Genomic DNA, 13,643 nt, shown 5'->3' on the forward strand with positions numbered 1-13,643 from the left:
ACCGGATATCTTGACTGCATGCGCTTCCGTACCCTCTCCGCACTGGTTGTTCTCGCGACGGTTGCGACCGGGTGCGCGAGCACGCCGGATCCCGCGTCCGTGACCGGCATACCGGAGCCCTGGTTGCAGGACACCGCCGACGGGTGGGCGGAATCGGACGCCTTCGGCGGCAACACACCGGTGCTGAGCAATGACCCCTGCGAACTCGGAGACGCCGTACCCGGCATCCTCGACGAGGATCCGACGATCACCGATTCCGGTTGGGGCTCCTACGGTGACGACCCGACGGCCACCGACTCCTACCGATACCTCTGCGACTTCTGGTCGAAGGGACGCTACGCCGGTTCGCTCCAGCTGATCCAGGCCCCCGACAGTGCGACCGCCGATCAGACCCTGCAGCTGTTCGTCTCCCGGACGGACACCGCGGACCAGGAGAACACCGTCACCACCGTCCAGGCCGGGCAGCTCGAGGTGCACGTCCTCGCCCGCTGGTACCCCACCAATCCGCAGGGGGAATACCAGGCCATGTATCTGGATACCGCGCACCACGCGCTGGTCGTGCTCGAGGTGAACTCACTGAGCTCCACGGATTTCGCTGGCTACTCGGACGACGGCGTGGCGGCCGACCTCCTGGCCGCACTCGCCTCCGGGAGCTGACCGGGACCAGCAGCCCGACCACGCGGGGTCGAGGTCCACTCCTACTGGCGCTCCAGCCCGCTGCGAGGTGCATCAGGCGAAAACGAGGTCGACCCGTCGGGAGTAGCGGACTGGGTGAGGAGTGGGTGAGGCTCGGTGATCCGGCGCGTGGCGCGTCGAGCCCCGCGAGTGACGATTCTCGTGACCGCTACCGGGCAGGGGTGGGGCGGTGGATCGGTAGGTGTGGCCGGTGGGGGTGCGGACCTCGATGGTGTGTCGGGCACCGGGTGCGGCACGCGCGGTCGGGGTGGTCCTCCAGCCGGGACGTTCCTTGGTGTGGTTGCACGCCTCGCACAGCCCGGCCCCGTTCGACAGGATCGTCGGCCCGTCGTCGTGCCAGGGCACCACGTGGTCATAGTGCCGGATGGGCGCATCACAGTACGGAGTCCGGCACGCATCGTCCCGGGCCTGGAGGAAGCGGCGCTGCCCCGGCGTGAACAGCCGGGCCTTCGAATCGACCGCCACCAACTCCCCGGCGCCCGGAGCGGTGTAGAGCCTCCGGAGCCACGCCTCGAACCCCTGTCGGGAGTCCTTCCGGCGACGGGAGCGTGGCTCCGGTCCTGATGCCGATCCGGGCCCGGCTCCGGCAGGGATCCCGTCCGGGAGACCGGCTCCGTGCTCGCCGGGCCCGGACGGCTGCTGGGTGAGGAGCGTGCGGGCCCATGCGGCGGGCACGATCCCGTACCCGGGCACCCGGGCACCCGGGCCGGCTCACTGTCGCCCTGGAACAGCGCCCGGTCGGTCATGATCAGCTGCACCTCCACCCGCGACACCCCGCCGGGCACGCCTGTGACCCGCTCGACCAGCGCATCGGCCATCACCTGGCCCCGGCCCCGCTCATCACCCTGGGCCCGGCACGTGTCGGCGTACCGGGTCAGCTCGGCATGCACCGCCACTCCCTCGGTCACCGGCAGCAGGGCCGTCAGATAGGTCATGGTGTCCGGTGCCGGGCGCAGACTCACGCACCGGTCCCCCGCCGCACGGGCCGCCCGGCCGACGACCGAGCGGGGATCCCTGCGATACGCCGCCGCCCGCGCGGCAGCGACGATCCGCCGGGTCCCGGCCCCCTCGAACACTCCCGTCTCGGCGCTGAGGTCCTCATCGACCGCGCACCGATCCGCCGCCGACAGGCACGCGGTCTCCCGCACCAGCAGCGCTGCCCGCCACTCGCTGACCTGCCCCGATTCCAGGGCCGTGAGCGTGTGCGGCATCTCTGCCACCAGTGCCCGTGCCAATCCCAGCAGCATCCCGCCCCGGGCCGGGGACTCCCGCCGGGCCAACGCCACCTGCGCCGCCACCCCCTTGCCCCGCTCCGCGGCCGGAACACCTGCCGCCGCCTGGGCCGTGCGCTCGGCCACGTCGAAGGCGACCGTGGTCCGGGCCTGCCGGGCAGAGAGCAGGGACTTCAGATCCTCACACGCCCTGATCTCCTCGATCGACTCCGCACCAGCGGCTCCGGGCGCGAGAGACACCAACGCGCCGATCAGATCCCGTACCGACGCGATCCTCATGAGACCCGAAGGGCCGGCGGCGGCACCGCCCCCACGGGTGGACGGCACAGCGACACCGCGCGGCGCGTCACCGGACCCGGCTGCCTGGTCGAGAAGGCCCCGCAACCGATCGATCAGCTCGGCACTCCCGGGGCCCGCGGGAAGGGAAGCCACCCGGTCCAGCACCTCGCGAACACCGGCGGTCCGGACCGCCGCGCACCGCGAAGCGCCACCTGTCCCGGTGATGTCCTCGAGCGGCGCCTCCCGGCTGCTGTCCATACCCCATGATCCCGCCCGCCACCGACACTATGAGGCCACACGTGCCGTCGTCGGGACGCGGATCCCCGACAGGTCAGAACCCGTTCCGCATCCGGATCATCCCGCCCCGACGGCCGCGAACCGCCTCGACCCAGGGCCCCGGATCATCCGCTCTAGCACGTCTCGACCGGGCAGGAAACTGATGCCACCGGCGGCCGGGCGGACGTAGCGTTGGTGTGAACTGCTCGAGAGAAGCCGTCGTCGAGAGCCCGCCGTGAGGAGCACCCCATGACCGATGTCGCCAGCCAGCCGCCCGCCGAAGGGGACGACCGCCCTGTCCTGACCAATCGCCAGGGCCACCAGGTCTACGACAACCAGAACTCCCGGACCGTCGGCGCCCGCGGCCCGGCCACCCTCGAGAACTACCAGTTCCTCGAGAAGATCACCCACTTCGACCGCGAGCGCATCCCGGAACGCGTGGTCCACGCGCGCGGATTCGTCGCCTACGGCGACTTCGAGGCGACGGGTATGGTCGGCGACGAACCGATCACCACCTACACCCGGGCCAAGCTCTTCTCCGAGCCGGGCAAGAAGACCGACGTCGCCATCCGCTTCTCGTCCGTCATCGGCGGCCGGGACTCCTCCGAAGCTGCCCGCGATCCCCGCGGCTTCGCCGTGAAGTTCTACACCGAGGACGGCAACTGGGACCTGGTGGGCAACAACCTCGCCGTGTTCTTCATCCGCGACGCCATCAAGTTCCCCGACGTCATCCACTCGCTCAAGCCGGACCCCGTCACGTTCAGGCAGGAACCGGCGCGCATCTTCGACTTCATGTCGCAGACCCCCGAGGCGATGCACATGCTCGTGAACCTCTTCAGCCCGCGCGGCATCCCGGCGGACTACCGCCACATGCAGGGCTTCGGCGTCAACACCTACAAGTGGGTCAATGCCGACGGCGACACCAAGCTCGTGAAGTACACATGGCAGCCGCAGCAGGGCGTGAAGAGCCTGACCGAGGAGGACGCCGCCAACATCCAGGCCACGGATCTCGGTCACGCGTCGAAGGACCTGTTCGAGGCGATCGAGCGCGGCGACTACCCGAAGTGGGATCTGTACGTGCAGCTGATGGACGACGGCGACCACCCGGAGCTCGATTTCGACCCGCTCGACGACACGAAGACCTGGCCGGAGCAGGACTTCGTGCCGAAGCTGATCGGCACCATGACGCTGAACAGGAACGTCTCGGACCACCACAACGAGAACGAGCAGATCTCCTTCGGCACGGGCGTCCTCGTGGACGGCCTCGATTTCTCGGACGACAAGATGCTCGTGGGCCGCACGTTCAGCTACAGCGACGCCCAGCGCTACCGGGTGGGCCCGAACTACCTCCAGCTGCCCGTCAACGCGGCGAAGCACGCACCCGTGCACACGAACCAGAGCGGCGGGCAGATGTCCTACGCGAGGGACCTCGCGCCCGGGCAGAACCCCCGCGTCAATTACGAGCCCTCGATCACCGGCGGTCTCCGCGAGGGCGAGTACCCCACACATGACGAGCAGGGGCCCGAGATCCATGGGCGCCTGACGCGCAAGCGCATCCCGCTCACCAACGACTACCTGCAGGCGGGCCAGCGCTACCAGCTGCTGGAGCAGTGGGAGAAGGACGATCTGGTGGGCAACTTCGTCACGCTCATCGGGCAGGCGGCACGCGCGGTGCAGGAGCGCATGGTCTGGCACTTCTACCTCGTCGACGACGAACTCGGAGCCCGCGTCGGTGCAGGCCTCGGCATCGGCCTCGACGAGATCAAGGACCTGCCGCCCCTCGCCAGCCAGACCCTGTCCGACGACGAGCTGGATCGCCTGAAGAATCTGGGCAACAACGGACCGCGCGATGTCGAGGGACTCACCATGACGCACTGCGTGCCCAACGAGCACGTGGTCGTCACCCGCTGAATCCGCCGCAGTCCGTCCGGCCTCGGGCTGAGGGGAGGATCTCAGGTGTTCTGATCGAGCACCGCTGCGACGGCCTCGATCTCGACGAGCTGGTCGTCGTACCCGAGAACCGTCACGCCCAGCAGTGTGCTCGGCACGTCATGGTCGCCGAAGGCGGCCCGCACCACGTTCCAGGCGGTGACGAGGTCCGCCTGCCTCGAGGACGCCACCAGCACCCGCGTACTGATCACGTCGGAGAGCGAAGCACCGGCCGCCTCGAGGGCCTGAAGCATGGTGTGGACGCACCGTCCGGCCTGCGCTGCGTAGTCGCCCTGGCCGACCGTGGCGCCGTCCTCGTCCAGTGGGCACGAGCCGGCCAGGAAGATCATCCGCGCCCCCGCCGGGGCTGTGGCCGCGTACGCATACTGGGCGACATCCGAGAGGGCATGTGAGCGGATCAAGGTCACGACCGGATCCATGAGGGCGTTCTCCTTTCGACGACGAACGCCAGTCTGCCATCGGCCCACCCGTCACCGTTGCATACGTCCCCGGACAGGCTGCAGGCCTGCGCCGGAACCGATGACATCGTCGGCGTCACGACCCGGCTGCCCGTTCCGCGAGCTCCTCCCGGGAAAGTGCGCGCGGCCCCTCCCTCCCGGAGAGATCGAACGGTACAGTCACGGCGGGGGATCATTCTTCGGGACCGGGCGCTCAGCCTGCCTTCCGCCCTTTCGTGCACGTACCATTCCACGCTTCCCGCGCGCCTTCGCACGCGCGGAAGCCATCACGCAGAAGGAATCACCATGACTCAGCAGCCCTACAACACCATGCAGAGCGCCAATGGCGTGTCGCCCGAGGCCGGCAAGGCCAAGACCACCTCCCTGGTCCTCGGCATCATCGGCCTGTTCATCCTCGGGATCATCCTCGGCCCCCTCGCCATCATGCAGGCGAACAAGGCCGAGCGACTCGGTGCCCGCGCAACAGCAGGGAAGGTCCTCGGCATCATCTGCACGGTCTTCGGCATCATCGGCCTCATCTTCACCGTGCTCAACTTCGTCTAGCCTGCAGTCGAAGAGTCCTCGACGCCGACCGGCGTCGAGGACACCCGGGACGGGACGTCACGAGCAGTGGCGTCCCATTCCGGGTGCAAGGCACGCACCGTACCTCCCGGACCTCAGCCGTGCCCCACCCTTGACGGGCCCTCCCACCCCTGCCTAGGCTTCGTATACGATTTCGTACTCGATGAGGAGCCACGGGTGGAACAGGTCGACGAGGGCATTCTGGCCGCCGCCCGCAAGGTCATCGCGGTGCACATCAACTACCCCAGCCGGGCCGCCCAGAGGGGCCGTACCCCCGAGCAGCCCTCCTACTTCCTGAAGCCGTCGTCCTCCCTCGCACTGTCCGGCTCCGCCGTCGAGCGCCCCGCCGGCTGCGAACTGCTCGGGTTCGAGGGTGAGATCGCGCTCATCATCGGCACCCCTGCCCGCAGGGTCTCCCCCGGCGAGGCCTGGAGCCACGTCGGCTGGGTCACCGCCGGCAACGACCTCGGCGTCTACGACCTCCGCTATGCCGACAAGGGCTCGAACCTGCGCTCCAAGGGTGGTGACGGCTTCACCCCCGTGGGTCCCGGCCTCCTGCCTGCGAACTCCCTCGATCCCGCCGCCCTCACCCTCCGCACCTGGCACAACGGCACCCTCGTCCAGGACGACACGACGGCCGATCTCCTCTTCCCGTTCTCCCGGCTCATCGCCGACCTGTCGCAGCTGCTGACCCTCGAACCCGGCGACATCATCCTCACGGGCACGCCGGCCGGAGCGTCGGTCGCCGTCCCCGGAGACGTGCTCGAGGTCGAGGTCGGCGCCGGCGCCCTGTCCACCGGACGCCTCACCACCCGCGTGAGCGAGGGCACGACGCCGCTGGCCGGGTTCGGCGCCCGGCCCAGGGCCGACGACGCCCAGCGCGAGGAGGCCTACGGCTCACGCGAGGCGGCCGGACTGCCGGCACCCGAGCCGACGACCGTGCTCACACCGGACCTTAAGGCGAAGCTCGAGAGCGTCGCCACGGCCACCCTCTCCTCCCAGCTGCGCAAACGCGGCCTCGACAACGTCAGCATCGACGGACTCACCTCCACGCAGCCGGGACGGCGCGTCGTCGGGCTCGCCCGCACGCTGCGCTACGTGCCGAACCGCGAGGACCTGTTCAAGGCCCACGGCGGAGGCTACAACGCGCAGAAACGGGCCATCGACACCGTGAACGAGGGCGAGATCCTCGTGATGGAGGCCCGCGGCGAGAAGGGCACCGGCACCATCGGGGACATCCTCGCCCTCCGGGCCGAGGTGCGCGGCGCCGCGGCGATCATCACGGACGGCGGTGTGCGGGACTTCGCGACGGTGGCCGCGATGGACATGCCCACCTACTACGCCAACCCGCACCCGGCGGTGCTGGGGCGGCGCCATATCCCGTGGGACACCGACGTCACCATCGCCTGCGGCGGCACCACCGTCCAGCCGGGCGACATCATCGTGGCCGACGCCGACGGCATCCTCGTGATCCCGCCCGCTCTCGCCGCCGAACTGGCCGAGGACGCGATCGCGCAGGAGCGCGAGGAGACGTTCATCGCCCGGATGGTCGCCGAGGGGCACGGCGTCGACGGACTGTACCCGCTGAACGCCACCTGGCGGGCGCGGTACGAGGAATGGGAGGCGGGGCAGCCCCATGACTGAGGTGACCGGGACCGCGAACGACGCGGTGGCGGAGGGCAGCAAGTCGCAGCAGGCCTATGCCGCCGTCACGGCGCGGATCGTCGACGGCACCTACCCGCCGGGGCACCGCCTCGTCCTCGCCGCGATCGCGCAGGACCTCGGGGTGAGCGTGGTGCCCGTGCGGGAGGCGATCCGCCGCCTCGAAGCCGAGGGCCTGGTGACCTTCCAGCGCAATGTCGGTGCGACGGTCGCCGGGATCGACCCCACAGAGTACCTCTACACGATGCAGACGCTGAGCCTCGTCGAAGGCGCCGCGACGGCCCTGTCCGCCCCCTTCATCGGCGCGGGGGACGTGGCCCGCGCGCGGTCGGTTAACGAGGAGATGCGCGCCTGCCTGGAGCACTTCGACCCGGTGCGCTTCACACGGCTCAACCAGGACTTCCACGCCATCCTCTTCGAGCACTGCCCGAATCCGCACATCCTCGACCTCGTGCACCGCGGCTGGAACCGCCTGGCATCGCTGCGGTCCTCGACCTTCCGCTTCGTCCCGGGCCGCGCCCGCGACTCCGTGGCGGAACACGAGGCGTTGCTCCGCCTGATCGAGGAGGGGGCCGACGCCGACACGGTCGAGCGCGCGGCCCGCTCCCACCGCAGCGCCACCCTCGACGCCTACCTGGCGCACGCCCAGGACAGCCGCGCATGACGTCCCAGCCCCTGATCCCGCCCAGAACCACCGTGAGGACCCACTGATGACCACGACCGGCGCCGCGACCGAGCAGTACATCCCCGAGGGCCTGCCCTCCACCATCCAGCACTACATCGGCGGGCGCTTCGTCGACTCGATCGGCGGGAAGACCTTCGAGGTCCTCGACCCGGTGTCCAACACCCCGTACGCCACCGCCGCGGCGGGGCAGCAGGAGGACATCGACGCCGCGGTCGCCGCCGCCCGCGAGGCGTTCACCGACGGCCCGTGGCCCCGCCTGAAGCCCCGTGAGCGCGCCCGCGTGCTGAACCGGATCGCCGACGCCGTCGAGGCCCAGGAGTCCCGGCTCGCCGAACTCGAGACGTTCGACACCGGCCTGCCCATCACCCAGGCGAAGGGGCAGGCGCTGCGTGCGGCCGAGAACTTCCGCTTCTTCGCGGACCTCATCGTGGCGCAGTTCGACGACGCCATGAAGGTGCCCGGCTCGCAGATCAACTACGTGAACCGCAAGCCCATCGGCGTCGCCGGGCTCATCACCCCGTGGAACACGCCCTTCATGCTCGAGTCCTGGAAGCTCGCGCCCGCGCTGGCGACGGGCAACGCCGTGGTGCTGAAGCCGGCCGAGTTCACGCCCCTCTCCGCTTCCCTGTGGGCGCAGATCTTCAAGGACGCGGGCCTGCCCGACGGCGTGTTCAACCTCGTCAACGGACTCGGCGAGGAGGCCGGGGACGCCCTCGTGAAGCACCCGGACGTCCCGCTGATCTCCTTCACGGGCGAGACCACCACGGGCCAGACGATCTTCCGGAACGCCGCAGCCAACCTCAAGGGACTCTCCATGGAGCTCGGCGGGAAGTCACCCTGCGTCGTCTTCGCCGATGCGGACATCGACGCCGCCATCGACTCGGCCCTCTTCGGCGTGTTCTCCCTCAACGGCGAGCGCTGCACCGCCGGCTCCCGCATCCTCGTCGAACGCCCCGTGTACGAGGAGTTCTGCGAGAAGTACGCCGCGCGGGCGAAGGCCATCGTCGTCGGCGACCCGCACGACCCGAAGACAGAGGTGGGCGCGCTCGTGCACCCCGAGCACTTCGAGAAGGTGGCCTCCTACCTGGAGATCGGGAAGACCGAGGGCCGCCTGCTCGCCGGCGGCGGACGCCCGGAGCACCTCCCGGAGGGCAACTACATCGCCCCCACGGTCTTCGCCGACGTCTCCCCGGACGCCCGGATCTTCCAGGAGGAGATCTTCGGCCCCGTCGTCGCCCTCACCCCCTTCGACACCGACGCCGAGGCCCTGGAACTCGCGAACAACACGAAGTACGGGCTCGCGGCCTACGTGTGGACGAAGGACCTGACCCGGGCCCACACCTTCGCGCAGAGCGTCGAGGCGGGCATGGTGTGGCTCAACAGCCACAACGTCCGCGACCTCCGCACGCCCTTCGGCGGGGTCAAGTCCTCGGGCCTCGGCCACGAGGGCGGCTACCGCTCCATCGACTTCTACACCGACCAGCAGGCCGTGCACATCACGCTCGGCACCGTCCACACACCGAAGTTCGGCAGCATCGCAGACTCCGCAGCCAACGAAGGCTGACACCCCTCCCGCTCGACGAAGAGAGAACCACCATGGCCCAGCCCATCCCCACGCCCTCGGTCCCAGCCCCGGACATCGTCCGCTGCGCGTACATGGAGATCGTGGTCACCGACCTCGCCCGCTCCCGCCAGTTCTACGTGGACGTCCTCGGCCTGCACGTCACGGAGGAGGACGACGAGGCGATCTACCTGCGCTCGCTCGAGGAGTTCATCCACCACAACCTCGTGCTGCGGAAGGGACCGGTCGCCGCCGTCGCCGCCTTCGCGTACCGCGTGAGGTCCCCTGCCGAGGTGGACGCCGCCGAGGCCTACTACAGGGAACTGGGCTGCCGCACCGAACGCCGCGCAGGAGGCTTCACCAGGGGCGTCGGGGACTCCGTCCGCGTCGAGGATCCGCTGGGCTTCCCCTACGAGTTCTTCTACGACGTCGAGCACGTGGAGCGCCTCACCCAGCGCTACGACCTCTACTCGGCGGGCGAACTGGTGCGCCTGGACCACTTCAACCAGGTGACCCCGGACGTCCCGCGCGGGCGTGCGTACCTCGAGGACCTCGGCTTCCGGGTCTCCGAGGACATCCAGGACTCCGACGGCGTCACCTACGCCGTGTGGATGCACCGCAAGCAGACCGTGCATGACACCGCCCTGACCGGCGGCAACGGTCCCCGCATGCACCACGTGGCCTTCGCGACCCACGAGAAGCACAACATCATCCAGATCTGCGACAAGATGGGCGCCCTGCGCATCAGCGACCGCATCGAGCGCGGGCCCGGACGGCACGGCGTCTCGAACGCCTTCTACCTCTACATCCTCGACCCGGACGGTCACCGCATCGAGATCTACTGCCAGGACTACTACACGGGCGATCCGGACAACCCGACCATCACGTGGGACGTGCACGACAACCAGCGCCGCGACTGGTGGGGCAACGCCGTCGTGCCGTCCTGGTACTCGGAGGCCTCCCTGGTCCTGGACCTCGACGGCACCCCCCAGCCCGTCGTGGCCCGCGAGGACAGGAGCGAGATGGCCGTGACCGTCGGCGCCGACGGCTTCTCCTACACGCGCAGGCACGACGGCGGCACGGCCGAGGGCTTCAAGCTCGGCACCCAGCTCTGAGACCCGCAGGAGGACACCGATGCTCGATCCCCGGACCATCAGCCGGATCGCCGACGAACTGCTCGACGCCGCCCGCACCCGGACCCCGGTGCCGCTGCTGACCGCCCGCTACCCGGACATGACGGTCGAGGATTCCTACGCCGTGCAGCGGCTCTGGCGGCAGCGCAACGAGGACGCCGGCCGCACACTCGTGGGCCGGAAGATCGGGCTCACCTCGAGGGCCATGCAGGCGGCCACCGGCATCACCGAGCCCGACTACGGGGCGATCTTCGACGACATGGTCCTCGAGACCGGCTGCTCCGTGGAGTGGGAGCGCTACACGAAGCCGCGGGTCGAGGTGGAGCTGGCCTTCGTGCTGAAGGACGACCTCGCCGGACCGAGCTGCACGATCTTCGACGTCCTGAATGCGACCGACTACGTGGTGCCGGCCCTGGAGATCCTGGATTCGCGGATCGAGATGGAGGGCCGGACCATCGTGGACACCATCTCCGACAACGCGGCGATGGGCGCCATGGTGGTGGGCGGCAGGCCTGTGAAGCCCGACGCCGTCGACCTGCGCTGGGTCGCCGCGATCCTCTACAAGAACCAGGTGGTGGAGGAGACCGGGGTGGCCGCCGGGGTCCTGGACCATCCCGCCGCAGGCGTGCACTGGCTCGCGAACAAGATCGCCGCCCACGGGGACGGCCTGAAGGCCGGGGACATCATCCTCGCCGGATCCTTCACCCGACCCATGTGGGTGGACCGGGGCGACACCGTCCACGCCGACTACGGAGCACTGGGAGCCGTCACATGCCGCTTCACCTAGCCCCCACGTTCGCCGACGCCCTCGCCGCGGCCGACCGGCCGCTCGCCGGCATGTGGGTCTGCTCCGGCAGCCCGCTGGTCGCCGAGATCTGCGCCGGCGCCGGGCTGGACTGGCTGCTCATCGACGCCGAACACAGCCCCAACGGCCTCGAGTCCATCCTCGCCCAGCTCCAGGCTGTCCACGGGTACCCGGTGCAGACGCTCGTCCGGCCGCCCGTCAACGACACCGTGCTCATCAAGCAGTACCTCGACCTCGGCGTGCAGAACCTGCTGATCCCCATGGTGCACTCGGCGGCCGACGCGCGGGCCGCCGTCGCCGCCACCCGCTATCCGCCCGACGGCGTCCGCGGCGTCGGCTCGGCGCTGGCCCGGGCCGCCCGCTGGAACAGGGTCCCCGACTATCTGGCCTCCGCGGGGTCGACGGTCAGCGTGACGGTGCAGATCGAGTCCACAGCCGCCGTCGGGGCCGTGGAGGACATCCTCGCGGTCGACGGCGTCGACGCCATCTTCATGGGGCCCTCCGACCTCGCCGCCTCCATGGGGCTCCTCGGTCAGCAGGAACACCCGGACGTACGTGCCGCCGTCGGGCAGTGCCTCGCGGCCGCCCGGCGGGCGGGAAAACCGGCCGGGGTCAACGCCTTCACCCCGGACACCGCCCGCAGGTACCTCGACGGCGGGGCGCGCTTCGTCCTCGTCGGGGCCGACGTCGCCCTCCTCGCCCGTGGTTCCGAGGCCCTGGCCGCCACCTTCGTCCCCGCGACCGACGGCGGAGCCCCGGGGAGCTACTGAACCGACGGGAACCCCTCCCTCAGCCTGCGGTGGACCTCCGCCGCTGATGCCGCTCCCGCGGCCGCCCCATGGGCCAGTTCCGCGGCCCGGGTGGCCCCGCCGCCCAGGCGGACGGGAGACGACAGGTCGAGCAGGTCGACCGCCAGCAGCACCTCGATCGCGAGGATGTCCGCGAGGAGCCCGACGGCCTCCTCGGTCCTCCTGACCGTCAGGACCGCGCCCGTGGCATGATCCTCGATGCCCCCGTCCAGGACGGTCGAGTCCAGGGTCGCGGGCTCGGCCAGCAGGCGCAGGGCGGTGAAGGATGCCGACGCGGCGTACCGGAGCTGGACCCCGGGCAGGGACGCCGGGCCCGTCGCCTGCGGCGGTGGGCCCTGCTGGAGAGCACCCATGACGGCATTCCACAGGTGGCTCATGCGCCGCTCGCTGAGCTGCCCCGCATGGACGAGGGCCACGCGCAGGGCGTCGAAGGACACGGCCATCACCATCGGGTGGAAGTTGCCGTTGCTGATCACGGTGCCGGAGCCGACGTCGGCGAGGGGGTTGTCGCTCGCCGAGTTCAGTTCGACCTCCACGGCCCGGCGCGTGACGGTCAGGAACTCGCGGAGGGCTCCGTGGACCTGCGGGACCACCCGGAACGAGAGCGCGTCCTGGACGGACCGCGGTCCCGCGGCCTCCAGGAGACGGCTGCCCTGCAGCAGGTCCAGGACGTGTGCGGCAGCGGCGATCTGTCCCGGATAGGGCTTCGCACGGCCGACCGCGGGCAGGACGACGGACGGGTTGCCGCCCGTCGCCTCGAGGGACAGCGCGGCGGCTTCATCGGCGGCGTCAGCAACCCGGGCGGCGTGGCCGACGACGATGGCGCCGTGTCCCACGGAGACCCCGTTGGCGGAGATGAGTGCGAGACCGTCCTTCCCCTTGAGGCGGAGCGGCGGGATCCCCGCGCGGCGCAGTGCCTCCCCGCCGGGAAGGGTCTCACCGTCGTACCGGGCGGCACCTGCGCCGACGGCCACCTGGGCGATCCCCGCCATGTGGCCGATGTCCGCGGCGCCGATGGAACCCGTCGCGGGCAACACCGGGTGGACCCCGGCGTTGAGCATGGACACCAGGGTCGTGGCTGCCGCGAGGCTCGCCCCGGAGCCACCCTGTGCCATGCCGTTGACCCGCACGGCCATCGCCGCCCGGACGACGTCCTGCGGGAGCGGCGGCCCGAACGCTCCGCCGTGGGTTGCCACGAGCATCTGCTGCTGCCGTTCGAGTTCCTCGCGACGGATGCGCTGGTCCTTGCCGTGCCCCACGTTCGTGGTGAGCCCGTAGACCGGGACCCCGGATACCAGCGCCTCGTCGATCAGCGCGCGGCCCGCTGCGATCCGCGCCCGCGCGGTGTCGCCGAGCCTCAGCTCCGCACCCCCGACGGCGGCCAGCAGATCCTCGATGGTCAGGGGCTGCGCATCCACGCCGACGTGGTCCATGATCGCCTCCAGGATCCGGGAACGCCCCTGCGGACGTGGCGACACTGTACTCCTGTCCGGGCATCGGGGGGAGGCCCCACGGCGGTGCCCCGGACCACCCGCC

The 13,643-nt window shown here is 70.4% G+C and carries 11 protein-coding genes and 1 pseudogene; 9 read left to right on the forward strand and 3 right to left on the reverse strand.

From position 1 onward, the window contains the following. Nucleotides 1–18: 18 nt before the first annotated feature. Nucleotides 19–657 (forward strand): hypothetical protein, encoded by a 639-nt coding sequence (locus tag V6S67_RS16125; RefSeq protein WP_334211192.1) that lies wholly within the window; start codon nt 19–21, stop codon nt 655–657. 72 nt (nt 658–729) lie between these two features. Here the strand turns inward: V6S67_RS16125 and V6S67_RS16130 are convergent. Beyond that, nucleotides 730–2,207 (reverse strand): annotated as a pseudogene (locus tag V6S67_RS16130) (HNH endonuclease). A 525-nt stretch (nt 2,208–2,732) separates the two neighbouring features. Here V6S67_RS16130 and V6S67_RS16135 point away from each other — a divergent pair. After that, nucleotides 2,733–4,394, forward strand: a complete 1,662-nt coding sequence (locus V6S67_RS16135; RefSeq protein WP_334211193.1) for a catalase — start codon at nt 2,733–2,735, stop codon at nt 4,392–4,394. A gap of 41 nt (nt 4,395–4,435) precedes the next feature. Here the strand turns inward: V6S67_RS16135 and V6S67_RS16140 are convergent, their stop codons facing one another. Beyond that, nucleotides 4,436–4,852, reverse strand: a complete 417-nt coding sequence (locus tag V6S67_RS16140) for a RidA family protein (protein ID WP_334211194.1) — start codon at nt 4,850–4,852, stop codon at nt 4,436–4,438. A 324-nt stretch (nt 4,853–5,176) separates the two neighbouring features. On the opposite strand from V6S67_RS16140, the gene V6S67_RS16145 reads away from it, so the two are divergent. From V6S67_RS16145 to V6S67_RS16175, 7 genes are all read left to right on the forward strand, one after another. Next, on the forward strand, nt 5,177–5,434 hold the full coding sequence (locus V6S67_RS16145) for a hypothetical protein (RefSeq protein WP_334211195.1): 258 nt from the start codon (nt 5,177–5,179) through the stop codon (nt 5,432–5,434). 195 nt (nt 5,435–5,629) lie between these two features. Then, nucleotides 5,630–7,096 carry a fumarylacetoacetate hydrolase family protein gene (locus V6S67_RS16150; RefSeq protein ID WP_334211196.1) on the forward strand — a complete coding sequence of 489 codons (1,467 nt, stop codon included), beginning with the start codon at nt 5,630–5,632 and terminating at the stop codon, nt 7,094–7,096. Continuing rightward, complete coding sequence (locus V6S67_RS16155) at nt 7,089–7,778, forward strand: GntR family transcriptional regulator (protein ID WP_334211197.1); 690 nt, start codon at nt 7,089–7,091, stop codon at nt 7,776–7,778. The genes V6S67_RS16150 and V6S67_RS16155 overlap by 8 nt, the downstream gene beginning before the upstream one ends. Before the next feature lie 46 nt (nt 7,779–7,824). Then, nucleotides 7,825–9,363: a 5-carboxymethyl-2-hydroxymuconate semialdehyde dehydrogenase gene (hpaE, locus tag V6S67_RS16160; protein ID WP_334211198.1), complete on the forward strand. Its 1,539-nt coding sequence runs from the start codon at nt 7,825–7,827 to the stop codon at nt 9,361–9,363. A gap of 32 nt (nt 9,364–9,395) precedes the next feature. After that, nucleotides 9,396–10,475, forward strand: a complete 1,080-nt coding sequence (gene hpaD / locus V6S67_RS16165) for a 3,4-dihydroxyphenylacetate 2,3-dioxygenase (protein WP_334211199.1) — start codon at nt 9,396–9,398, stop codon at nt 10,473–10,475. Nucleotides 10,476–10,494: 19 nt separating this feature from the next. Next, nucleotides 10,495–11,280 carry a 2-oxo-hept-4-ene-1,7-dioate hydratase gene (hpaH, locus tag V6S67_RS16170; protein WP_334211200.1) on the forward strand — a complete coding sequence of 262 codons (786 nt, stop codon included), beginning with the start codon at nt 10,495–10,497 and terminating at the stop codon, nt 11,278–11,280. Then, the gene (locus tag V6S67_RS16175) at nt 11,265–12,068 is read left to right on the forward strand and encodes an HpcH/HpaI aldolase family protein (RefSeq protein ID WP_334211201.1); all 804 of its coding nucleotides are present in this window, start codon (nt 11,265–11,267) and stop codon (nt 12,066–12,068) included. The genes hpaH and V6S67_RS16175 overlap by 16 nt, the downstream gene beginning before the upstream one ends. Here V6S67_RS16175 and V6S67_RS16180 read toward each other — a convergent pair. Further along, nucleotides 12,062–13,585, reverse strand: coding sequence for an aromatic amino acid ammonia-lyase (locus V6S67_RS16180; protein ID WP_334211202.1), 1,524 nt, complete (start codon nt 13,583–13,585; stop codon nt 12,062–12,064). The genes V6S67_RS16175 and V6S67_RS16180 overlap by 7 nt on opposite strands. Nucleotides 13,586–13,643: the final 58 nt, after the last annotated feature.

Origin of the sequence: Arthrobacter sp. Soc17.1.1.1 (genome assembly GCF_036867195.1) — a bacterium.
Lineage (GTDB): Bacteria > Actinomycetota > Actinomycetes > Actinomycetales > Micrococcaceae > Arthrobacter_D.

Coding starts and splice junctions, on each gene's coding strand:
- V6S67_RS16125 (WP_334211192.1), top strand. CDS start 19: ATGCGCTTCCGTACCCTCTCCGCACTGGTTGTTCTCGCGACGGTTGCG.
- V6S67_RS16135 (WP_334211193.1), top strand. CDS start 2,733: ATGACCGATGTCGCCAGCCAGCCGCCCGCCGAAGGGGACGACCGCCCT.
- V6S67_RS16140 (WP_334211194.1), bottom strand. CDS start 4,852: ATGGATCCGGTCGTGACCTTGATCCGCTCACATGCCCTCTCGGATGTC.
- V6S67_RS16145 (WP_334211195.1), top strand. CDS start 5,177: ATGACTCAGCAGCCCTACAACACCATGCAGAGCGCCAATGGCGTGTCG.
- V6S67_RS16155 (WP_334211197.1), top strand. CDS start 7,089: ATGACTGAGGTGACCGGGACCGCGAACGACGCGGTGGCGGAGGGCAGC.
- hpaE (WP_334211198.1), top strand. CDS start 7,825: ATGACCACGACCGGCGCCGCGACCGAGCAGTACATCCCCGAGGGCCTG.
- hpaD (WP_334211199.1), top strand. CDS start 9,396: ATGGCCCAGCCCATCCCCACGCCCTCGGTCCCAGCCCCGGACATCGTC.
- hpaH (WP_334211200.1), top strand. CDS start 10,495: ATGCTCGATCCCCGGACCATCAGCCGGATCGCCGACGAACTGCTCGAC.
- V6S67_RS16175 (WP_334211201.1), top strand. CDS start 11,265: ATGCCGCTTCACCTAGCCCCCACGTTCGCCGACGCCCTCGCCGCGGCC.